The 21,121-nt window shown below is 68.6% G+C and carries 15 protein-coding genes and 1 pseudogene; 10 read left to right on the forward strand and 6 right to left on the reverse strand.

Going from position 1 to position 21,121, the window contains the following annotated elements; all coding sequences use genetic code 11:
* The first annotated feature begins 42 nt into the window (after nt 1-42).
* Both OG452_RS13115 and OG452_RS13120 read left to right on the forward strand, forming a co-directional pair.
* Entirely contained in the window at nt 43-717 is a 675-nt protein-coding gene (locus tag OG452_RS13115; RefSeq protein ID WP_327295815.1) for an MOSC domain-containing protein, read from the forward strand.
* Nucleotides 718-786: 69 nt separating this feature from the next.
* Nucleotides 787-1,560: an SDR family NAD(P)-dependent oxidoreductase gene (locus OG452_RS13120; protein WP_327295816.1), complete on the forward strand. Its 774-nt coding sequence runs from the start codon at nt 787-789 to the stop codon at nt 1,558-1,560.
* A 79-nt stretch (nt 1,561-1,639) separates the two neighbouring features.
* On the opposite strand, the gene OG452_RS13125 is transcribed toward OG452_RS13120, so the two are convergent.
* Both OG452_RS13125 and OG452_RS13130 read right to left on the reverse strand, forming a co-directional pair.
* Nucleotides 1,640-3,142 (reverse strand): right-handed parallel beta-helix repeat-containing protein, encoded by a 1,503-nt coding sequence (locus OG452_RS13125; protein ID WP_327295817.1) that lies wholly within the window; start codon nt 3,140-3,142, stop codon nt 1,640-1,642.
* A 692-nt stretch (nt 3,143-3,834) separates the two neighbouring features.
* Nucleotides 3,835-5,565: pseudogene (locus OG452_RS13130) on the reverse strand (DUF2264 domain-containing protein); the annotation flags it as partial.
* A 504-nt stretch (nt 5,566-6,069) separates the two neighbouring features.
* Here OG452_RS13130 and OG452_RS13135 point away from each other — a divergent pair.
* The 5 genes from OG452_RS13135 to OG452_RS13155 all read left to right on the forward strand — a co-directional run bounded on the left by OG452_RS13135 (nt 6,070) and on the right by OG452_RS13155 (nt 11,771).
* The gene (locus tag OG452_RS13135; protein WP_327295819.1) at nt 6,070-7,194 is read left to right on the forward strand and encodes a substrate-binding domain-containing protein; all 1,125 of its coding nucleotides are present in this window, start codon (nt 6,070-6,072) and stop codon (nt 7,192-7,194) included.
* 258 nt (nt 7,195-7,452) lie between these two features.
* Nucleotides 7,453-8,772 carry an ABC transporter substrate-binding protein gene (locus OG452_RS13140; protein ID WP_327295820.1) on the forward strand — a complete coding sequence of 440 codons (1,320 nt, stop codon included), beginning with the start codon at nt 7,453-7,455 and terminating at the stop codon, nt 8,770-8,772.
* A 4-nt stretch (nt 8,773-8,776) separates the two neighbouring features.
* Nucleotides 8,777-9,664, forward strand: coding sequence for a carbohydrate ABC transporter permease (locus OG452_RS13145; RefSeq protein ID WP_327295821.1), 888 nt, complete (start codon nt 8,777-8,779; stop codon nt 9,662-9,664).
* Complete coding sequence (locus tag OG452_RS13150; RefSeq protein ID WP_327295822.1) at nt 9,661-10,518, forward strand: carbohydrate ABC transporter permease; 858 nt, start codon at nt 9,661-9,663, stop codon at nt 10,516-10,518. Before OG452_RS13145 ends, OG452_RS13150 begins: the two co-directional genes overlap by 4 nt.
* 224 nt (nt 10,519-10,742) lie before the next feature.
* Nucleotides 10,743-11,771 carry a hydroxyacid dehydrogenase gene (locus OG452_RS13155; RefSeq protein WP_327295823.1) on the forward strand — a complete coding sequence of 343 codons (1,029 nt, stop codon included), beginning with the start codon at nt 10,743-10,745 and terminating at the stop codon, nt 11,769-11,771.
* Between the two features lie 162 nt (nt 11,772-11,933).
* On the opposite strand, the gene groL is transcribed toward OG452_RS13155, so the two are convergent.
* Together groL and groES are read right to left on the reverse strand one after the other, a co-directional pair.
* A complete protein-coding gene (gene groL, locus OG452_RS13160) occupies nt 11,934-13,556 on the reverse strand; it encodes a chaperonin GroEL (protein ID WP_327295824.1) in 1,623 nt (540 codons plus the stop codon).
* 112 nt (nt 13,557-13,668) lie between these two features.
* Nucleotides 13,669-13,977: a co-chaperone GroES gene (groES, locus tag OG452_RS13165; RefSeq protein WP_164262571.1), complete on the reverse strand. Its 309-nt coding sequence runs from the start codon at nt 13,975-13,977 to the stop codon at nt 13,669-13,671.
* A gap of 310 nt (nt 13,978-14,287) precedes the next feature.
* Between groES and OG452_RS13170 the strand changes: the two genes are divergently transcribed.
* Nucleotides 14,288-15,523 (forward strand): class I SAM-dependent methyltransferase, encoded by a 1,236-nt coding sequence (locus tag OG452_RS13170; protein ID WP_327295825.1) that lies wholly within the window; start codon nt 14,288-14,290, stop codon nt 15,521-15,523.
* 136 nt (nt 15,524-15,659) lie between these two features.
* Here OG452_RS13170 and OG452_RS13175 read toward each other — a convergent pair whose 3' ends face one another.
* Entirely contained in the window at nt 15,660-16,025 is a 366-nt protein-coding gene (locus OG452_RS13175) for a hypothetical protein (protein WP_327295826.1), read from the reverse strand.
* Between the two features lie 422 nt (nt 16,026-16,447).
* Between OG452_RS13175 and OG452_RS13180 the strand changes: the two genes are divergently transcribed.
* Nucleotides 16,448-18,022: an alpha/beta hydrolase gene (locus OG452_RS13180; RefSeq protein WP_327295827.1), complete on the forward strand. Its 1,575-nt coding sequence runs from the start codon at nt 16,448-16,450 to the stop codon at nt 18,020-18,022.
* 191 nt (nt 18,023-18,213) lie between these two features.
* Here the strand turns inward: OG452_RS13180 and OG452_RS13185 are convergent, their stop codons facing one another.
* Nucleotides 18,214-18,918 carry a nucleotidyltransferase domain-containing protein gene (locus OG452_RS13185; protein ID WP_327295828.1) on the reverse strand — a complete coding sequence of 235 codons (705 nt, stop codon included), beginning with the start codon at nt 18,916-18,918 and terminating at the stop codon, nt 18,214-18,216.
* Between the two features lie 917 nt (nt 18,919-19,835).
* Between OG452_RS13185 and OG452_RS13190 the strand changes: the two genes are divergently transcribed.
* Nucleotides 19,836-21,077: an HNH endonuclease signature motif containing protein gene (locus OG452_RS13190; protein WP_327299612.1), complete on the forward strand. Its 1,242-nt coding sequence runs from the start codon at nt 19,836-19,838 to the stop codon at nt 21,075-21,077.
* Nucleotides 21,078-21,121: the final 44 nt, after the last annotated feature.

The following is a 21,121-nucleotide window of genomic DNA, read 5'->3' on the forward strand; positions in this document are numbered from 1 at the left end:
CCGGACAGAGACGCTGTGTCAGCAAGGCTCTAGCCTCTCTCCATGAGACTTCTGTCAGTGAATGTGGGGCGCGCCAAAACCGCCGCGTATACGGACGCCGAGGGCGGCCGGACCGGTGTCGACAAGCGGCCGGTCGACGGGCCCATACGGGTTTTCCAGCCGGGCCCCAAGGGCGTGGGCGCCAGTGGGGTCGAGGGTGACTCGGTCTGCGACCTGCGCTTCCACGGCGGCGACGACCGTGCGGTGTACGCCTTCGCGCGCGAGGACCTGGACGCCTGGGAGCAGGAGCTGGGACGCCCGCTCCCCGACGGCTCGTTCGCCGAGAACCTCACCACCAGCGGAGTCGATGTGAGCGGCGCACTCATCGGTGAACGGTGGCGCGTCGGGCCCGATGTCGTACTCGAGGTCACCGGCGGCCGCATTCCCTGCCGCACATTCCAGGGACACGTGGGCGAGCCGGGTTGGGTCAAGCGCTTCACTCTGGCCGGCGCCCCCGGAGCGCTGCTGCGGGTGATCCAGCCGGGTGCTTTCCGTGCGGGCGATCCCGTCGAGGTCGTACGCCGCCCGGAGCACGACATCACGGTGGCGCTGCTCTTTCGCGCGGCGACGATCGAGCGTGAACTGCTGCCCCGGACGCTGGTGGCGGCGGAGTGGATGGAGTCGGGGCTGCTGGGCGTGGCGCGTGACTATACGGACAAGCACGGGAGTTCGGACTGACGTGACGGGCACGGGGCGGCCGGATCGCCGGTCGCCGCAGGTGCCGACCGGGGCACTAACGTTCCGCCCATGACGACAGCACTGATCACGGGCGCGACAGCGGGAATCGGAGCCGCCTTCGCGCGGCGACTGGCCACGGACGGGCACAACCTCGTTCTGGTGGCACGCAATACCGAGCGGTTGCAGGAGCAGGCGACCGAACTGCACGACCGGCACGGCATCGAAGCCGAGGTGCTGACCGCTGACCTCGGCACCGAGGACGGCATCGCCCTCGTAGAGAAGCGCCTCACGGACTCCCGGAACGCGATCGACCTGCTGGTCAACAACGCCGGGTTCGGAAACAAGGGTCAGTTCCTCGACGTTCCGATGGCCGAGGAACTGACCATGCTCAAAGTGCACTGCGAGGCCGTCCTGCGGCTGACCTCCGCCGCGGTGCCGGGGATGCGGGCGCGGGGCCGCGGTGGCGTCGTCAACGTGGCGTCGGTGGCGGCCTTCCTGCCGCGCGGGACGTACGGCGCTTCGAAGGCCTGGGTCGTGCAGTTCACCCAGGGCGCTGCCAGGGACCTGAACGGCTCGGGGGTGCGGCTGATGGCGCTGTGCCCCGGCTTCGTGCGTACGGAGTTCCACGAGCGGGCGGGCATGGGGACGGACAACATCCCCGGGTGGATGTGGCTGGACGCCGACAAGCTGGTGACGGCGGCGCTCGCCGATCTCTCGCGCGGGAAGTCGCTGTCGATTCCCGACCCCCGGTACAAGGCGCTGATGGGCGCCGCGAAGCTGGCGCCGCGCGGCCTGCTCGGAGGTATCACCTCCAAGACAGGCCGCAAGTACGGTCCTCAGTGACGGTCGGCAGCCACGGCCTTCGGCAGCGGCGGCGGTAGCGGTGGCGGCAGGGGTCTCCGGAAAGTCGCAGAGGCCCTGGTCAGGGGGTGATGGCCGGCCCTGCGTAGGCACCGATGTTGGGTGCGCCCGGCTTCAGCTTGTTGCCGAAGTAGTCCTTGCCACCGTTGTCAGGGATGGCCGTTCCCGCGCCGATGGCGGGTGAGCCCTCGGAGAGGCGGAAGTCGCCGCGCAGCAGCGGGTCGGTGGTGATGCCTCCGGGGTTGGGGCGGGTCATGTCGATCCCGTAGAACGCGTTGTGGTCGAGCGCCAGGCCGGCCGTCGGGTTGGAGAAGCCGTAGCCGCCGGTCCCTCCACTCACGAAGATGTTGTTGCGGATGTGTTGTTCGTGCTGGGTGGTGGCAGGGCTGCTGTTGTCGTCCTGGACCAGATACCCGGGGATCGTCTCCTTGTTGGAGAAGGAGTTGTTGTAGATCTGGGTGTTGAGGATGGGGCCGGCGCAGTTCTGGAGCAGTCGGGTGCCGTCGTTGTGGCTGACGTTGTAACGGGCGACCGTGTCGATCGTCTTCGCCCCGCTGTACGGGCAGACCAGCAGGAAGCCGCCCTTGTTGTCGTGGCTGTAGTTGTACTGGAAGACCGTGTGGCTGGAGGCACCGTCCGCGTCGAAGGACATGCCGTCGTGACTGTTCCCGCCGCCCGAGACCTCGTTGTGCTGGATCAGGGTGTTGTCGGTGTTGAACGTCCAGATACCGGCGTTGGCGGAGGGCGAACGCAGCTGGAATCCGTCGACCCGGTTGCGCTCCACGACCGCGCCGCTGGTGGTGTCCAGCTTCATCCCGTCGCCGCCGATGGACTTCAGGCTGTTGTCGTGGACACGGACGCCGGTGGACGGGGTCCAGGCGCCGGGGTAGACATTCGGGTCCTGTTGCCGGCCGACCAGATCGCGCTTGGAGAACGTCGACTTGAAGTAGATGCCCTCGCGGTCGACGTTCTCGATGCGGTTGTGGTGGATGTCCAGGCCGTCGTAACTGCTGGCCTTCGTCGTGCCTTCGACGCCTATGTGGATGGCGCTGGAACCGGTAAGGGTCTTGGCGTCGCCGCCGCGTACGTCGTGAATGTAGAGGTGGTCGATCTCGAAGCCGTGGGCAGTGCCGAAGTCGGTGAGGCGGAGCCGGACGGCGTTGCGCTCGCTGCCGGGGGCGGCGGCGTTGGTGATCTCCAGTCGGGACAGGTGGACGTACTGCGTGTTGGAGAGCAGTACGGCGTCGTGCGCGCCCGCACCGTTGATCGCGGCGCGGCCGTTGCCCGGGCCGTAGTCGGCGATGGTGAAGGGCGCGCTGGACGATCCGGCTCCCTTCGGGGCGAGGGAACCTGTGCACGTCGTACCTCGTTTGAAGAGGAGACGGTCGCCGGGGCCGTAGGTGTGGGTGTTGGCCTGAGCGAGGGTGGTCCAGGGGTGGCGCGCCGAGCCGTCGCCCCTGGCGGGTGCGGCGGGTGCGGCGGCGCAGTCGACGTGGAAGGTGGTTCCGGGGTGGGGAGCCGCCTGGGCGGAGGTGGCCAGACCGGTGACTGCCAGACCGGACACTGCCAGACCGGACACTGCAAGTCCTGTCACAGCCAGCCTCGTGACAGCCGGCCTCGTCGCCGCGAGTGCGGTGAGGGACGCGGAGGTCAGGGGGGTGGGCGCAGGGCGAAGTCTCATCGTTCCTCCGGTGGTTGCGGGGACTGCGGGAGTTCCGGGAGCTGTCGGAGTTGCGGGGGTTTCGAAGGTTCCGGGAGTTGCGACGGTTCCGGGAGTTGCAGAATGTCGGTGGTGCCGTCCTGCCAGGTCACGTGGATCGTGCGGAAATCGCTGACATGAATGTCCGCCAGGGTTGCGACGGGGGCGGGGTCCCGCTCGGCGGTAAGCGAGGCGAGCGTGACGAAGAGTGACTCGGGGGCCGTGGTGACGCCGTCGAGCGCGAGAATCTGCGAGCTCGGACCGAACAGGGTTGACCCTGCGGCGAGTTGGCGTGTTGCCCCTGCGTAGCCGTGGACGGGGTGGAGTTGGGCGGTCAGGTGGGCAGGCGCGGGGGCGGTCTGGTGCGCAGGCAGGCGGGCAGGTTCGTGGCCGGCGGTCGGTTCGGATGGGGTGGGCGGGGTGAGCGTGGTCTGTCGGGTGGCCGCCTGGTCCGGTGTAGCGGTCGTGGCCCCTGTTCCGGTGGTGGCGATCGTGGCGGTGGTCGTGATGGTGGCCTTGGCTGCGGCGGCAGCGCTGGATGTGACCTCCGTGGCGACGGCCCAGCCGGTCTGGCGTACGGGGGTGCCCACGTCCGCTCCGACGACCAGATGCGCACGGAGCTCTGCACGACCGTGGACCACAGTCGTGGAGACGATTCGTACACCGGGGAGCGGTGCGGTCACGGACGCCACCCAACTGGGCCCGGAGGCGAGGGGCGTGGCCGGGCCACGAGGGGTGGGTTCACCGTCGATGACCAGTGCGAAGTGGTTGTCGCGCGGTGAGACATGGGGGTCGGCCGGGGCGTTGGGAACGGTGGCAGCGGTGGGGACCGCGGGGGTGGGGGCAGGGCTGGGCGAGCTTGCGGAACCAGCAGGACGGCTAGGAGTCGTGCCGGTCCTGACCGCGCTCGTGAATCCCGTACGGGTGGAGTACGCGTAACGGGAATACCCCGGGTCGTCGTCCTCGCCGACGTGGTTACTGCCGTGGTTGTGGAGACGTACGAGCCCGTCCGCCGCGGTGGACTGGATCAGCATGGCGGGCGGACCCAGCACGGTCACGGCGTCTGCCGTCTCGGCGGGCAGCGGCTCCTCCGTCGCCGTCCAGACCGGGTGACCGGCCGGCATCAGCAGCCCGAGGAACCCCTTGGACGCCCAGTACGGCGATGCCGGGCCCGAGTACGGCTGGATGATCGGTTCGTACGGACCGTGCCAGCCCAGAGTGAGCAGCCCGCGTTCGTCGATCGCGCGGCGGCTCGCCAAACGGCTGGGGATGACCGGGCCCGCCGGGGCTACCGGGCCCGCCGGGGCTACTGGGTCCGCCGGGGCTACTGGCTCCACCGGAGGCGCGGGGGCCGGGCTCGGTTGCGGATCCCCGTCCCGGTCCAGGAAGTACCGCAGGGTTCCGGAGGCCAGGCGACGGGTGGCCCCGAACGTCAGCGGGGTGTGACCGGTCATGGCGCCGAGCCATGGGGCTGCCGCTGCGGCGAAACGGTAGCTGAGCGAGCGGCCGTACGGCATCGGTGCGCCGTCCGCGCCGAACATCCGCGTATACCCGTCGAGGTGGACGCGCAGCCGGGGCCCGTACCGGGCGAGCAGTTCCTCATCCCGGCTCAGATGGGCGTGCAGGACCGGGTAGAAGTGCATCGCCCAGGCGTTGTAGTGGTCGAAGGAACGGTTGGGGCCGTCGCTGTACCAGCCGTCGCCGAGCCACCACTCCTCGATGCGTTCCAGTGCCCGGTCGATCGTCTGCCGCGCCCGGTCGGTCTCGATTCCGGCATCCTGCAGGAAACCTGCGACAGTGAGGCCGAAGAGCCACCAGTTGTTGTTCACCGGCGATGGGCCGAGCGCGGGCAGTAGCCAGTCGACGGCCTGCTGCTGTGTGCGGCCGTCGAGGGTGTCCCAGAGCCAGGGCCGCGTGAGGCGCAGACCGATCGCGACGGAGGCGGATTCCACGACGGCCTGCGGGGTGTCTGCCATCCGGGGCCAGCGGTCCGCATCAGCGGGACCTGCCCCCTCCGGGCTGGGCGATGTGCCCGCCGCAAGGCCCTCGGCGTAACGCGGGAGGAAGCCGTGCGGATCATCACCCTCCGCACCGGCGACCCGGAAGGCGGCAAGGAGCCAGGTGCGGGCGTACCCTTCAAGGCCGTCGGAGCGCGGGCCCGACCAACTGGGCCGGTGGCCGGGGAGATTGATCAGACCATGACGGGGCGAGGCGTAGGGCCGCACGGCCAGCAGCAACTCATCGGCCGCACCCTCCCACTGTGCACGGGTCCAACCGGTGTACGGGCTGAGCCCAACGGACGGGTCAGACCGGCCGGAGGAGGGGACAGGCCGGCCGAGCGGGACAGACCGGCCGAGCGAGGCAGGCCGACCGGACGGGAGGGTCCCGCCGGACGGGACAGAGTCCCCACCGGACGGGACGAGCTGAGCGGACGGGGTGGCCCGGCCGGGTGCACCGGGCTGAGCGTGTGGGCTGGGCTGGCCGTGCGGGCTGGGCTGGCTCGACAGGTTCGGGCTCAGCATGATGCTCCCTGGGGGCGGACTTCGTCGTCGCCCGGCATCTTGAACCCACGAATGATCGAACGTCAATGCATGAGTGACGAATGATCGAAACTCCCATCGTTCGATCAAATTGCACTAGGGTCTGGCCGTGGCATTCGAACTTCCCCAGCCAGTCGCCGCATCGCCTCCCGACACACCGCCTCCCGACACACCGCCACCCAGCACACCACCAGCGACCACATCACCAACCACCACACAGCCATCCACCAGACCGCGAGGGGGACCGCCGCCGTGCGCGAGAGTGCCGACGAACGCCATGACCGACTGCTCGAGTTCGTACGGGAGCAGGGATCGGCCCGCGTCTCCGATCTCGCGGCGCAGCTCGGCGTCTCCCCGGTCACAGTCCGGCGGGACGTCGAGACACTGGCGGAACGCGGCCTGCTCGACCGGGTGCACGGCTCGGTCTCCTGGCCGCAGTCCGCGGCAGCCGCAGTCGGCACGGCGGCACCGCCCGGAGGCAGCGGCCTGGTTCTCGGGCTGCTGGTCCCCTCGGCGACGTACTACTTCGCCGAAGTGATCAGAGGCGCCCACGACGCGGCCGCACAGGCCGGCGCACGGCTGATCCTGCGGATCTCCGACTACCGCCCCAAGGAGGACAAGGCCCGCGCCCAGGGTCTGCTTGCGGCGGGTGCCGAGGGACTGCTGATCGCGCCGGGCTGGCAGGCCGCGGGCGACCAAGCGGCGTACGGCGACTGGATGTCCGGGCTGCCCGTGCCTGCCGTGCTCCTGGAACGGCAGCCTGCCCTGGGCAGTCCCCTCGACGACATGGACCGGGTCTGTTCCGACCACGGGCACGGGGTGCTGCTGGCCGTGCGCCATCTGATCCGCCTCGGCCACGGCGCACCGTTGCTGGTCGCGCGCACGGACAGCCCGACCGCGCTCGCGGTACGGACCGGCTACGACGAGGCACTGAGTGCGCTGGGCCTGGAGCAGCCGCACCCCGTGATCGATTCAGTGCCGGCCGAACTCGACCGGAGCCGCTTCGAGGACGCCGTACGGACCGTGCAGGCCGCGGTGGCCACCGGGGACGTGACGGCGGCCCTGGTCCACAACGACGTGGATGCCATCCATCTGGTGCAGCGCTTGGCCGAGCTGGGCGTACGTGTGCCGGAGGATCTGGCCCTGGTCGCCTACGACGACGAGGTGGCCGCACTCGCGGACACTCCGCTCACCGCGGTGGCTCCGCCGAAGCGCCAGGTCGGGCTGTACGGGACCCGGATGCTGGTCGAGCGGCTGAGCACGGGACCGCGCAGCCGGACACCGGAACGTCAGGAGCAGGAGGAGCCGGGCCAGCACATGGCGCTGCTGCCCAGGCTGCACGTACGGATTTCCTGCGGGGCCGCCGCACCCCGGTAGGCGGAGGGGGCCCAGCGAGCGGCGGAGCGCGGGCACGGACCCGGGCACGGACACGGGCACGGACACGGGGGAACCAGGCACAGGATTCACCGCGACCCAGAGGGATTCCACCGGCCTTCCACGGGTTCCAGCCCGTCCGGATTTCGATAACACTCTGATCTTTTTTCGATCATTCAATCTTTCGCTCTTGACTTCGGTCATTGCGGGGCCAAGGATCACGGCCAACGTCAATGTCGCCGCTAGCTCAGGAGTCTCACTGTGAGCCGCAGTTGGAGCAGAACGACCATTTCCATAGCCGGCGCCGCCACTGCACTGGCCGTCCTCACGGCCTGCGGCAGCAGCGGCGACGACTCCGCGAAGAGCACGGACGGCAAGCCCGTGGCCATCACGTTCTGGGGCTGGGCCAAGGGCTCCAAGGAGACCGTGGACGCGTTCAACGCCTCGCACAAGAACATCCACGTGAAGTACGAGGAGATCCCGTCCGGCAACGCCGGCGGCTACGCCAAGATCTCCAACGCGGTCAAGGCGGGCAACGCCCCCGACCTGGTCTCCATCGAGTACCCCCAGCTGCCGGAGTACGTCAGCCAGGGCGCGCTCCAGGACATCAGCAAGTACATGACCGACGACGTCAAGAAGAAGTTCCTGCCGCAGGCCGTCGACCAGACCACGCTGGGCGGCAAGAACTGGGCCGTCCCGTTCGACGCGTCGCCGCAGGCCTTTTACTACCGCAAGGACCTGTTCAGCAAGTACGGAATCGCGGTACCCAAGACCTGGGACGACTTCCGCAAGGCCGCGGAGAAGATCAAGAAGGCCGACAAGAAGGCCCGGATCGGCACCTTCTTCCCTGACGACCCGACCACCTTCGAGGCGATGGCCTGGCAGGCCGGCGCCCAGTGGTTCAAGGCGGACGGGGACACCTGGAAGGTCAACACCACGGACGCCGCCACCAACAAGGTCGCCGACTACTGGCAGGGGCTGATCAAAGACGACCTGATCCGCTCGCAGGCCTCCTTCAGCCCGGAGTGGACCAACTCCCTCAAGAGCGGCGGCACCATCGGGTACCTCGGCGCCGCCTGGGGTGCCGGAGTCCTGAAGTCCACGCTGCCCGAGCAGAAGGGCAAGTGGGCCATCGCCCCGATGCCGACCTGGGACGGACAGGCCGCCAGCGGCATGCTCGGTGGCTCCACCTGGGCCGTGACCAAGGACAGCAAGCACGCCGACGCGGCAGTCGAGTTCGCCAAGTGGATGTCGACCACGCAGGACGGCATCAAGGCCCGTATCTCTTCGGGCACTTCCAGCGCCTACCCGGCCGCGACCGAACTGCTGCCCGCCGCAAAGAAGGCCTTCGATGCCTCGTACTACGGCGGCCAGGACATCTACCAGCTGTTCGGCACCGCAGCAGCCTCGATCAAGCAGGGCTGGACCTGGGGTCCGGCGACCGGCACCACGAACACCGCGATCAAGGACCAGTTCGGCAAGGTCGCCGGCGGTGGCTCCACGATCAGCGGCTCGGTCAAGGCCGGCCATGATGCGACCATTCAGGAACTGAAGAAGCGCGGACTGAAGGTCGAGGGCTGACGGTATGAAGGCCCGCACCCGCGCCGCCGCAATCCTGCTGACCCCGTTCTACGTCCTGTTCACCGCTGTGATGCTGGTGCCGATCGGATACGCGGTCTGGCTCAGCCTCTTCACCGAGAAGCAGTCGGGACTTGGGTTCGGCGGCTCCGAGTCCGTGTTCTCGGGTCTCGACAACTACGCGGCGGCGCTGGGTGACCGGGCCTTCCGCGAGGGCTTCGGTGTACTGCTCGGATACTGCGTCATCTACATCCCCCTGATGGTCTGCGGCGCCCTCGCACTCGCACTGCTCCTGGACTCCGCGCTGGCCCGCGCCAAGCGCTTCTTCCAGCTCGCGCTCTTCCTGCCGCACGCCGTTCCCGGCATCATCGCGGCGCTGATCTGGGTCTACCTCTACACACCCGGACTGAGCCCGGTGGTCTCCGCGATGCACTCGGGTGGCATCGGCTTCAACTTCTTCTCCTCGTCGGGTGCTCTCCCCTCCGTCGTCAACATCGCACTGTGGGAGTGGCTCGGCTACAACATGGTGATCTTCTACGCCGCCCTGCAGGCCATTGATCGCTCGGTTCTCGAAGCGGCCACGGCGGACGGCGCCGGCGGCTGGCGCACCGCCCTCAGCATCAAACTCCCGCTGATCCGCGCCTCTGTCGTGATGGTCGCGCTGTTCACCATCATCGGTTCGCTCCAGCTGTTCACCGAGCCGCTGATCCTCAACAGCGGCGCCGGGTCCGCCGTCTCCTCCACCTGGACACCGAACATGTACGCGTACACCGCAGCTTTCTCCCGCAACGACTACGGGCTCGCGGCGTCCGCCTCCGTCCTCCTGGCTCTCACCGCCGCACTGCTCTCGTTCCTCGTCACCCGCTTCACCGGCCGCAAGGGGAAGAACGCATGAGCCCCCGCCCGGCAGCCAAGAACCGCTGGCTCTCGAAAACCGCGGTCAACGGCGCGCTGATCCTCGCCGTCGTCTACATGCTCTTCCCGCTCATCTGGCTGGTCACCGCCTCCACCAAGGACACCGGCGGGCTGCTCTCCGGCAACGCCTTCTCGTTCAAGGGCTTCAACCTCGGGCAGAACCTCTCCGACCTGGCCTCCTACGGTGGCGGCGTCTACTTCCGCTGGTACGGGAACAGCCTGCTGTACGCGGGTGTGGGCGCCGTCCTCTGCTCACTGATCTGCGTCGCCGCCGGATACGCCTTCGACAAGTACGAGTTCCGGGGCAAGGAGAAACTCTTCGGGCTCGTCCTGCTCGGCGTACTGGTCCCCACCACCGCACTCGCGCTGCCGATGTACCTGCTGGCCAGCAAGATCGGCATCGTCAACACCTACTGGTCGGTGCTGATCCCGGTCCTGGTGAACCCCTTCGGCGTCTACCTCGCCCGGGTCTTCAGCGCCGGCTACATACCGAATGAGGCGCTGGAGGCAGCCCGCATCGACGGGGCCGGTGAGCTGCGGACCTTCTGGTCCATCGGTATGCCCATGATGATGCCGGGGTTCGTGACGATCTTTCTTTTCCAGTTCACGGCGATCTGGAACAACTTCTTCCTCCCCCTGGTCATGCTCTCGGACCGTGATCTCTTCCCCTTGAGCCTCGGCCTGTACTCGTGGAACACCAACACCCATGGCGAGCCGAGCTTCTATCCGCTCGTGGTCATCGGCTCCCTCCTCGCCGTCATCCCCCTGATCGTCGCCTTCGTCTCCCTCCAGCGGCACTGGAAGGCCGGCCTGACCGCGGGAAGCGTCAAATGACCACCGCCGAGCGGCCACCGACCATCGCAGTCCGGACCGGACCAGTCCTGGCTGGACCAGCCCTGTCCATTCCAGTACTGGGTGGATCGTCCGGGCCGACTCCGACGAGGCCGTCGCCGGCCAAGCCGACTCCGCCCAAGCCGACACAGACCGGGCCGACACAGACCGGGCCGACTCCTACCGGGCTGCGCCCGGAGCAACTGAGAAGGAGCACTGGGACCACCATGCACCACGCCACTGACAATCGGCCGGGCGTCCTGCTTGCGATGGCTCCGGGCATCGTGGAGCGCCTTTTCGCCGAGCGTCATCACGTCCGGCTCACCACCCTGGCGCGTACGGACAGCCGACTCGTCGCTCACGATCTGGCGAGACCCACGGCCGAGGTCGCCGCGGCTCTCGCCGAGGCCGAAGTCCTCTTCACCTGCTGGGGCGCGACCCCGCTCACCCGCCGGATCCTGGACTCCGCACCCCGGTTGCGCGCCGTCGTCCACGCGGCCGGGTCAGTCAAACACCACATCACCGAGGCATGCTGGGAGCGCGGCATCACCGTCGCTTCGGCCGCCGCGGCCAATGCGCTGCCCGTGGCCGAGTACACCCTCGCCGCGATCCTGCTCGCCAACAAGCGTGTCCTGCAGTCCGCTTACCGGTACCGCGCGATGCGCGGCGACCACGACTGGCGGGACGAACTGGACGGCGCCGGCAACTACCGGCGCACCGTCGGCATCATCGGCGCCTCCCGGATCGGCCGACGGGTGATCGAACTGCTGCGCCCCTTCGATCTGCGGGTCCTGCTGTACGACCCGTACGTCGATGCGGCAGAAGCCGCCGCGCTCGGTGTGGAGCCGGTGCCGCTGGACGAACTGTGTGCCCGCAGCGACGTCGTCAGTGTGCACGCCCCGCAGCTTCCCGCTACCCGGCACATGATCGGAGTCCGTCAGCTGGCCGCGATGCGGGACGGTACGACGCTGATCAACACGGCCCGCGGCTCGCTGATCGACGAGGAGGCGCTAGTTCCGGAACTGGCGAGCGGGCGGCTGCACGCGGTGCTCGATGTGACGGATCCAGAGACCCCGTACGCGGATTCACCGCTCTACGACCTGCCGAACGTCCTGCTGACCCCGCATGTCGCGGGGTCGCTCGGCGGCGAGCTGCACCGGATGGCGGACCAGGCTCTGGACGAACTCGAACGCTACGCGTCGGGGCAGGAGTTCGCGGATCCCGTGCTTCCGTCGGACCTGACGCACTCGGCCTGACCGGCGGCCCGAGCCCGCAGACCCGAGCCCGCAGACCCGAGCCGGGAGACCCGGATCCGGTGACTCGAATCCGGAGACCCGAGCCCGGCCCCGTAACCACCGAGGCCCGGCACCCCCTCGAAGTGAAGGGGTGCCGGGCCTCAAGCGTGCGTGGTGTCAGCCTCAGTGCGAGTGGCCGTGGCCGTGGCCCGCCTCGGGCTCCTCCTCCGCCGGCTTCTCGACGACCAGGGTCTCGGTCGTGAGCAGCAGCGAAGCGATGGACGCGGCGTTCTCCAGCGCGGAGCGGGTGACCTTGACCGGGTCGATGACGCCGGCCTTCACCAGGTCGCCGTACTCACCGGTCGCGGCGTTGAAGCCGTTGCCCTTGTCGAGCTCAGCGACCTTCGAGGTGATGACGTAGCCCTCGAGGCCAGCGTTCTCAGCGATCCAGCGCAGCGGCTCGACAGCGGCGCGGCGCACGACCGCGACACCCGTGGCCTCGTCGCCGGTCTTGCCCAGGTTGCCGTCGAGCACCTTGACGGCGTGCACCAGAGCGGAGCCACCACCGGAGACGATGCCCTCCTCGACCGCGGCGCGGGTCGCGGAGATGGCGTCCTCCAGACGGTGCTTCTTCTCCTTGAGCTCCACCTCGGTGGCGGCACCGACGCGGATCACGCACACGCCGCCGGCCAGCTTCGCCAGGCGCTCCTGGAGCTTCTCGCGGTCCCAGTCGGAGTCCGTGGACTCGATCTCGGCCTTGATCTGGTTGACGCGGCCCTGGACCTCGTCGGACTTGCCACCGCCGTCGACGATGGTGGTGTCGTCCTTGGTGATGGTCACGCGGCGGGCGGTGCCCAGCACGTCGAGACCGGCCTGGTCGAGCTTGAGTCCGACCTCCTCGGCGATGACCGTGGCACCGGTGAGGGTGGCCATGTCGCCGAGCATCGCCTTGCGGCGGTCGCCGAAGCCGGGGGCCTTGACCGCGACCGCGTTGAAGGTGCCGCGGATCTTGTTCACGACCAGGGTCGACAGGGCCTCGCCCTCGACGTCCTCGGCGATGATCAGCAGCGGCTTGGAACTCCCCGCCTGGATGACCTTCTCAAGGAGCGGCAGCAGGTCCTGGATCGAACCGATCTTGCCCTGGTGGATCAGGATGTACGGGTCGTCGAGGACGGCCTCCATACGCTCCTGGTCGGTCACCATGTACGGCGAGAGGTAACCCTTGTCGAAGGCCATGCCCTCGGTGAAGTCCAGGTCCAGACCGAAGGTGTTGGACTCCTCGACGGTGATGACACCGTCCTTGCCGACCTTGTCCATCGCCTCGGCGATGAGCTCGCCGACCTGCTTGTCCTGCGCGGAGAGACCGGCGACAGCGGCGATGTCGGACTTGTCATCGATCGGGCGGGCGGTCGCGAGGAGCTCCTCGGACACAGCCTTGACCGCGGCGTCGATGCCCTTCTTCAGGGAGGCGGGGGAAGCACCGGCGGCGACGTTGCGCAGACCCTCACGGACCAGCGCCTGGGCCAGCACGGTGGCGGTGGTGGTGCCGTCACCCGCGATGTCGTTGGTCTTGGTCGCCACCTCCTTCACCAGCTGCGCGCCGAGGTTCTCGTACGGGTCGTCGAGCTCGACCTCGCGGGCGATCGTGACACCGTCGTTGGTGATGGTGGGAGCGCCGAACTTCTTGTCGATGACAACGTTGCGGCCCTTGGGGCCGATCGTCACCTTGACCGTGTCGGCAAGCTTGTTGACGCCGCGCTCAAGGGCGCGACGGGCGTCCTCGTCGAACTTCAGGATCTTCGCCATGGAGCTGATTCAGTCCTCTCAAAAACGAACTGCGCCCCCAGTGCCCGTCACTCGGTGTGCGAACACAGCAGATGCGGGGCCAGGGGCGCAGATCAAGAAATACGTCGGTGAATTACTTCTCGACGATCGCGAGCACGTCGCGAGCCGAGAGGACGAGGTACTCCTCGCCGTTGTACTTCACCTCGGTGCCGCCGTACTTGCTGTACAGCACGACATCGCCGGCCTTGACGTCAAGCGGAAGACGCTCGCCGTTCTCGAAGCGGCCCGGGCCCACGGCCAGGACGACGCCCTCCTGGGGCTTCTCCTTGGCGGTGTCCGGAATGACCAGGCCGGAGGCCGTGGTCTGCTCGGCGTCGAGCGGCTGGACCACAATGCGGTCCTCGAGCGGCTTAATGGCAACCTTGGAGCTGGTTGTCGACACGATCCGGTCTCCCCCTTCGGAGATCTCACGGGGTGAACTGTCTGAGTGGCGACCGGATGGATCCGTCGTCGCGGGTGCCGGACCGGCCCGTCGCCATATTTGGCACTCTCCCGTGGGGAGTGCCAGAACTGAGACTAGGACGGCAGTTAGCACTCGGTCAAGCGGAGTGCCAATCTGCTCCGGCCATGTCGCCTTCCTCCTGCGCCTCTCGTCCGTCCAGTGCCTCGCCCCTCCAGTAGTTCACCCCTGCTCCCTGCCCTCCGCCCCTTGCCGCCTGTCCCCCTCAATGAACGGACAGCCATCGCCCACAATGGCGATCACCCACAATGGACAGGTGACCGATCTCGACGCCTTCACCGCGCTGTTCACCGATGAGGGCGCGGCCCTGCTCGCATCCCTGCGGGAGTACGACCCCGCACAGGAGCTGGCCGTCGCCACCCGGTTGCGCCGCACGTACCCCACCGAGTTGGTCTCCGCCGCCCTGGCCCAGGCTCGGCTGAGGCAGCGGGCGGTGCCGAAATTCGGCGCGGACGACGCGTACCGGATGTTCTTCACGCCCAACGGCGTGGAGCAGTCCACCCGTAAATCCGTCGCCGAGTACCGCGCCCGCCGCTTCGCCGAGCTGGGCGTACGCAGCGTCGCTGACCTGTGCTGCGGCATCGGCGGGGACGCCCTGGCGCTCGCCCGCGCCGGGATCTCCGTACTGGCGGTCGACCGCGACCCGCTGACGGCCGAAGTCGTACGAGCCAACGCCGGCGCCCTCGGGCTGAGCAGCCTGATCGAGGTGCGGTGCACGGATGTGGCGGAGGTCGGCACGGACTCGTACGACGCTGTCTTCGCCGACCCGGCACGGCGTGGCGGCCGCGGCCGGATCTTCAACCCCGAGGCGTACTCACCGCCGCTGTCCTGGGCTGTCGGCGCGGTGGCCGACCGCCCGGTGTCCGGCGGGTCGCCCCGGGCAGCGGGAGCCATCAAGATCGCTCCCGGCATCCCGCACGAGATGATCCCCGACAGCGCCGAGGCCGAGTGGATCTCCGACGGCGGCGACGTCAAGGAAGCGGTGCTCTGGTTCGGCACGGATCCGGGGGCGCGCCGCGCCACGCTGCTTCCTTCGGGGGCCACCCTCACCGGCCGCGGACTCCCCAACCCCGCCGTACGCGCACTGGGCCGGTATCTGTACGAACCGGACGGCGCCGTCATCCGCGCCCACCTCGTCGCCGAGGTCGCCGAGGAACTCGGCGGCGGGCTGATCGACGAGACCATCGCCTACGTCACAGCGGACGAACTGCGCCCCACCCCGTATGCGAGGGCCTACGAGATCACGGACGAGCTCCCCTTCGGCCTGAAAAAACTGAAGGCCCTGCTGCGCGAGCGGGAGGTCGGCAACCTCACCGTCAAGAAGCGCGGCTCCGCAGTCGAACCGGAAGAGGTACGACGCAGAGTCAAGCCGCAGGGGCCGAACGCGGCCACCGTGATCCTCACCCGCGTCGCCGGCGCGCCGACGATGCTGATCGGACAGCCTGCGGGCCCCCCATCGAACCCCTGACGGAGCCGGGCACTGCGATTCCGTACCTCTGGTCTGGCACTCTCCTCTTCCGCAGGTCCTCTCCGTCAGACCCTCTACCTCAGGCCCTCTTCGGTGAGGTGCTCTCCCTCAGGCCTTCTTCCGCGGCCCCTCTCCCTCAGGCCAGGTCCGTCAGCTCGTCCGCGTACACCTGGGAGAGCGGCTGCGGCCCCACGTACTGCTGGCAGTTGCAGACTCCGGGCTCGAAGCTCAGCGGTTTCTTGTTCTCGTCCCAGGACGTCGGAACCTCGACGGTCTCATGGCACTTGCCCTGCCGGTCATGCTTGGCAAGGTGATGCGTACAGCCGCAGACCGGCTCGGGCGGTCTGCGCGCCGCCTCGATCTCCCGGCGCTCCCGCTCGGCTGTATCCAGCCGCTCCATCCGGCGCTCATGGCGCGTGCGCAGAGCAGTGCGGCCCGTGTCGGCGATCCAGCCGAAGCCGCCGACCATGAAAAAGACGAATACCCACCAGAACCAGCTCACTTGCGGCCCCTTCCCCCGGCCGGTGCGTCCCGGCCTTCAAGGTTACGCGTACAGACGCCGGGAGCCGTAGGGCCGGACGGTAATCCGGGCCCGGTCTGCCGGGAGGGGCGGGGCGGCTGAGGGGCTGGGGTGGGCCGGGCTGGACGGGCTGGGGCGGCCGGGCTGGAGGGGCTTGGCCCGCCCGTCCCCCGTACGGACCTTGCGCCGGGCGGAATCCGACGGGCCGTCAGAGGATGATCGACATGACGCCTCGTAAGCCGTCGCGCCCGTCGGCGCGTTTGTCGCTCCGTTCGTCCCGCACGTCCCTCCCCTCACCGTCCTTCAGGCTTCTCCGCACGCCTCTCCGGATGCCGCCCGGCACGCCGCTCCGTGCGCCGGCCGCTGCGTCCACCGGCGAGCCGCCCCGTAAGGCGTGGGCCGGCGTGTCGCGTAAAGCCGCCGGGCGTGCCGTGGGATGCGCCGCTGCCGCTTCCCTGCTGCTCGGCGGGCCCGCGTTCGCCGCCGCGCCGGCACCGCCCGCCGCCACACCGTCGGCAGCCACCGGCTCAGGCGCGGCATCCCCGGCTCGGGAACGGCCGACATGGACCACGTGCCCCGCGCCCTCCCCGGCACAGGGCGGCGGCAAGGCTCCCGGCACCGGCTGGGCCTGCGCCACTCTGAACGTCCCCCTCGACTACGCCAAGCCCGGCGGGAAGACGATTCCGCTGGCCTTGATCCGGCATCGTGCGACCGGCCCCGGCAAGCGCATCGGCTCGCTGGTCTACAACTTCGGCGGTCCCGGCGGCTCGGGCGTCGACACACTGCCTGCCTTCACCCCCACGTTCGCGAAGCTCAACACCCGCTATGACCTGGTGAGTTTCGATCCGCGCGGAGTCGGCAACAGCGCACCCGTCCACTGCCTGACCGGCCCGGAGACCGATGCGTTCAACGCCGTCGACTCCACCCCCGACACCCCCGCCGAGGTCCGGCGGTGGATGGACGCGACCCGGAACTTCGCGGCGCAGTGCACGAAGAAGTCCGGCCCGCTCCTGCCGTATCTGACGACCACCAATGTGGCCAGGGATCTGGACCGGATCCGCGCGGCGGTGGGCGACAGGAAGCTGAACTACTACGGCTTCTCGTACGGTACGGAGCTCGGCGCGACCTACGCCCACCTCTTCCCGCGGAAGGTCGGCCGTGCGGTGCTCGACGGGGTCATGCACCCCGACAAGGACTTCACACAAGGGGCCTTCTACCAGCTGAAAGGCTTTCAGCTGGCCCTGGACCACTTCGCGCGCTCCTGCGTCGCGGCCACGTACCTCTGTCCGCTGCACCGCGCCACTCCTGAAGGAGTCGAGAAGGTACTGACCGGGCTCGTGGCGGGTCTGGAGAAGCACCCCGCAGTTGGAGCAGGAGGCCGCAAGCTCAACGACTCGCTCGCCCTGACAGCGATCGAAGGCGCCCTGTACTCGCCGGGGTCCGGGTGGCCGCGGATGGCGAGCGCGGTCGCAGGATACCTCCGTACGCACAACCCGGCGGCGCTGCTCACAATGGCCGACAGCATGACGGGCCGCGACGCCAAGGGGCACTACTCGAACAGCAACAACGTCTTCTCCGCGACCAGTTGCGCAGACTCCGGCGTACCGGTGCAGAAAGACGAGATCGAGCGGCGCCTGCCTGCTTACCGCAAAGCGTCGCCGCTGTTCGGCGCGCAGTTCGCTTGGGCGCTGAACCAGTGCACGTACTGGCCCGTCAAGGGAGCCATGAAGCACATGGAGGTCAGCGCCAAGGGAGCCCCGCCCATTCTGGTCATCGGCAATACGGGCGACCCCGCCACCCCGTACGGCGGCGCGAAGGCGATGGCGCGGCGGCTCGGGAAGGGGGTCGGGGTGCTGGTCACCTGGAAGGGCGGGGAGGGGCACTGTTCCTACGGGAACGGCAGCGCGTGCATCGACGGCACGGCGAACGCGTATCTGCTGGACGGGAAGGTACCGGCATACGGGACTGGCTGCTCCTGACGCGGGGCCGGGAGGGGGCCGCTGTGGGGGCGGGAGGAGAGGCGGGGAGCGGGGCCCCCCGAGGGGAAGGGCGAGGCGTGGGGCCCCGGGGCGAGGGCGGCCCCAAGGACCAGCCGCGCTCCGAGCTACAGCTGACGTTCCTCGCTGGGGCTGCTACTTTTCGCTGGAGCCGGCATTCCTCTCTGGAGCTCTCACTCCTCCAGCAACTCCGCCGCAAGGCGTTTGACCTGGTTGGCAAGGGGGCGCTGAGCGGGCTCGTTCCGGGCTGCCGCGTCCGCGAGCCGTACGACGTCCGCACGCCACCGGCCGCTCGCCGACCCGCTGGCGCCGACCCGCCGCAGACCGCGCTCCAGCAGCCCCACTGCCACCTCCGGCTGCCCGCGCAGTACCGCCTTGACGACAGTCACGGCATTGGCGAGTGCACTGGCCGCGAGAGACCACTCGGGATCCCACACTGCTGCGGCACTGCCACCGTCCTGCGCTCGGTCCTCACCGGTGCCCGCCCTTACCGGACCCGCCGACTCGTCGGCCACTGCCGCGATCTCCAGATCCAGCCGCCAGAACAGTGGCATATCCCGGAAGGCGAGGAACAACAGCCTCCGGCGGAAAGGCCATTGAGAATTCCGTTGAGTATCCGGATCACTGCGCAGCGAGACGACCGCTCTAACCACACCCAGGCAGGGTCCGACGGCAGCCGCACAGGGCTCGAACTGCGCGTCGGGGACAGTCCAGACAAGGTCGATGTCGCTGTACGGATCCGCCGTGCCCCGGGCAAGCGAACCACGCAGATCCGCCACCGAGCCGGCGCACTGCGCCGCGAGCGCGTTACGGAGTTCCTGAGCGAAGGCGGCCCGACGGGCGGGGTCGAGGTCCATGGCGGGCGGAGTGGGGGACATGGCGCCACAGCGTAAGGCAGGGCGGGACGGACCGACCCCGTGACCGCGCCCGACCGCGTGGCAGTGGACACCACAGGTAGCACCCGCGACCTCAGGGGCTCCCCGGCCGGGTCTGAAGGGTGCTCTGCCACCAAGGGGACACAGTGTCGGCGGGTGGCCAGGACCTCTTGCCCACTGACGCTCGCTCATGGCCACAGCAGTCACGTCTCCCGTCCCTGCACGGCACTTCGTGCGTCCAGGAGCGACCGTACTCAATGGGCTCGGCCAGCACTGGCTCGTCCCGCGCAGCAGGGCAACGATGTTGAGTTCCGTGTTCCGGATCTGCCATTCATACGAGTGAAAGCGCGTCCCAACCTGGCGTTACTACAGAGAGTGAGTAACGATTAGGGTGCGGCTCGCCAAGGGAATGGCGAGAGTTGAGGCCAATCACGGGGGTGTGGGCCATGACCATCCAGACTGATCAGACGAACCGAACGGCAGGCGCCGGCCAGGCAGGCCAGTCCATCCGGGCAGCCCAGTCCAGTCAGGCAACCCGGGTCGGCAGCGACCGGTCGACGTACGTAACCCAGACGGCTGTGCTGGACAGAAATGAGCCTGAGCCACCGCCTTCATCCAGCCCGCCCGCCCCATTTGGCGCGGCGGACGCGCTGGACGGGCCGAACGGACTGAACGGACCAGGCAGGCCGGACAAAGACTTCCGACTCCGGCTGCCCGGTGCACCCGCCCTGCCCGATCCACCAGTTCCTTCGGGTACTTCGGGTACTTCGGGTACTTCGGGGTCTTCAACTCCAGCAGTTCCAGCAGCTCCACCGAACCCAGTCGGCCCTCAGACACCGGACGACTGGGCCGCTCACCTACGGGAGACAGCCCCCTCAGCCCAGACTGCTGCGCTCCTCGGAGTCCTCGAGTCAAAAGAGCTGTCGCCGCGCGGACGTATCGACGCTCTGGCCGTACTGGAGCGCCACGCAGCGTGGTTCGCTGCCAGGCAAGTCCATCTGCTGGCGGACATCGCGGCACATGCCGAGTCAGAGCCTCCCCCGCACGAACGCGATACCGACAGCCAGCTCCTGAACAACGGGGACTACGCGGCCGAAGAGGTGGCCTGTGCCCTGCGCATCAGCAACACGACCGCCACCGAGCGGCTTCGGATCGCCAAGGAACTGGCCGGCCGGTACTCCAACACACTCGGCCTGCTCGAAGGTGGAGAGATCTGTTACATGCAGGCCAGGAACCTGGCCAACGCCTGCCGGGTGCTCGAACCGAAGGCAGCCGCCCGAGTCGAGACGGCCATGGCGACCAAGATGCCCACCCAGGCCACTGGCCAGAGTTCCCGAGCGCTGCGCCGTCAGGTAATCAAGGCGGACCCGGAGGGCTACCAGCGTCGGCTGGAACTGCGGACGAAGGAGCGGGAGATCGTCCGCTATCCGCAGGACGACGGCATGATCACCTGGGGTGCCACGGTGCCTGCGGACCTCGGTGCCCGCTTCGACCAAGCAGTCGACGCCCACGCCACGACCCTTGTCATGGACGGCCGTACCCTCAGCCAGCGTCGAGTGGATGCTCTGGCCGATCTCATCCTCAACCGACCCGTCCTGCTCAGCGGTTCCCAGGTGTCCGCTGAAACCGAGGCGCCCCAGGGCCTCTCTGGTCGGCCCGCCGCCGCCACGGCGCTCGTGCACGTGACCGTGCCCCTCGACGTACTGATCGGAGCGAGTGAGGATCCCGCAGAGCTGAAGGGCTACGGTCCCATCACCGCTACGCAGGCCCGCACCATCGCCTTCGCCGAGGGAACGATCTGGCGCCGCTTGATCACCCACCCCAAAACAGGCCTGCTCATCAAGACCGACCCCACCAGCTACCGCCCCACCGCCGAAACCGAACGGCACGTCATCGCCCGAGACCAGCAGTGCGCCTTCCCTTCCTGCCGCATGCCCGCACAGCGATGCGACCTCGACCACGTCAAGGAGTTCGATCACGGACATCCCGAGTCGGGCGGGAAGACAGTCCCGGAGAATCTCATCCCGATCTGCCGTCGCCACCACCTGATGAAACACCGCGGCAACTGGAGCGTCACGCGGGACTCAGTCACCGGAATCACCACCTGGGTCAGTCCGACCGGCCACATCTACCTCAATACGCCGCGTAACTACGCGGAATAGCAAGGCGCCAGGCACCTCCAGGGCCGGCTACCGATCCAGGCTAA

Source organism: Streptomyces sp. NBC_01197, from assembly GCF_036010505.1.
Classification (GTDB): domain Bacteria; phylum Actinomycetota; class Actinomycetes; order Streptomycetales; family Streptomycetaceae; genus Streptomyces.

What these genes read in the sequence shown, in the direction of transcription:
- OG452_RS13155 (WP_327295823.1), top strand. Translation starts at nt 10,743, where the DNA reads ATGCACCACGCCACTGACAATCGGCCGGGCGTCCTGCTTGCGATGGCT.
- groL (WP_327295824.1), bottom strand. Translation starts at nt 13,556, where the DNA reads ATGGCGAAGATCCTGAAGTTCGACGAGGACGCCCGTCGCGCCCTTGAG.
- OG452_RS13115 (WP_327295815.1), top strand. Translation starts at nt 43, where the DNA reads ATGAGACTTCTGTCAGTGAATGTGGGGCGCGCCAAAACCGCCGCGTAT.
- OG452_RS13150 (WP_327295822.1), top strand. Translation starts at nt 9,661, where the DNA reads ATGAGCCCCCGCCCGGCAGCCAAGAACCGCTGGCTCTCGAAAACCGCG.
- OG452_RS13185 (WP_327295828.1), bottom strand. Translation starts at nt 18,918, where the DNA reads ATGTCCCCCACTCCGCCCGCCATGGACCTCGACCCCGCCCGTCGGGCC.
- OG452_RS13170 (WP_327295825.1), top strand. Translation starts at nt 14,288, where the DNA reads ATGGCGATCACCCACAATGGACAGGTGACCGATCTCGACGCCTTCACC.
- OG452_RS13120 (WP_327295816.1), top strand. Translation starts at nt 787, where the DNA reads ATGACGACAGCACTGATCACGGGCGCGACAGCGGGAATCGGAGCCGCC.
- OG452_RS13145 (WP_327295821.1), top strand. Translation starts at nt 8,777, where the DNA reads ATGAAGGCCCGCACCCGCGCCGCCGCAATCCTGCTGACCCCGTTCTAC.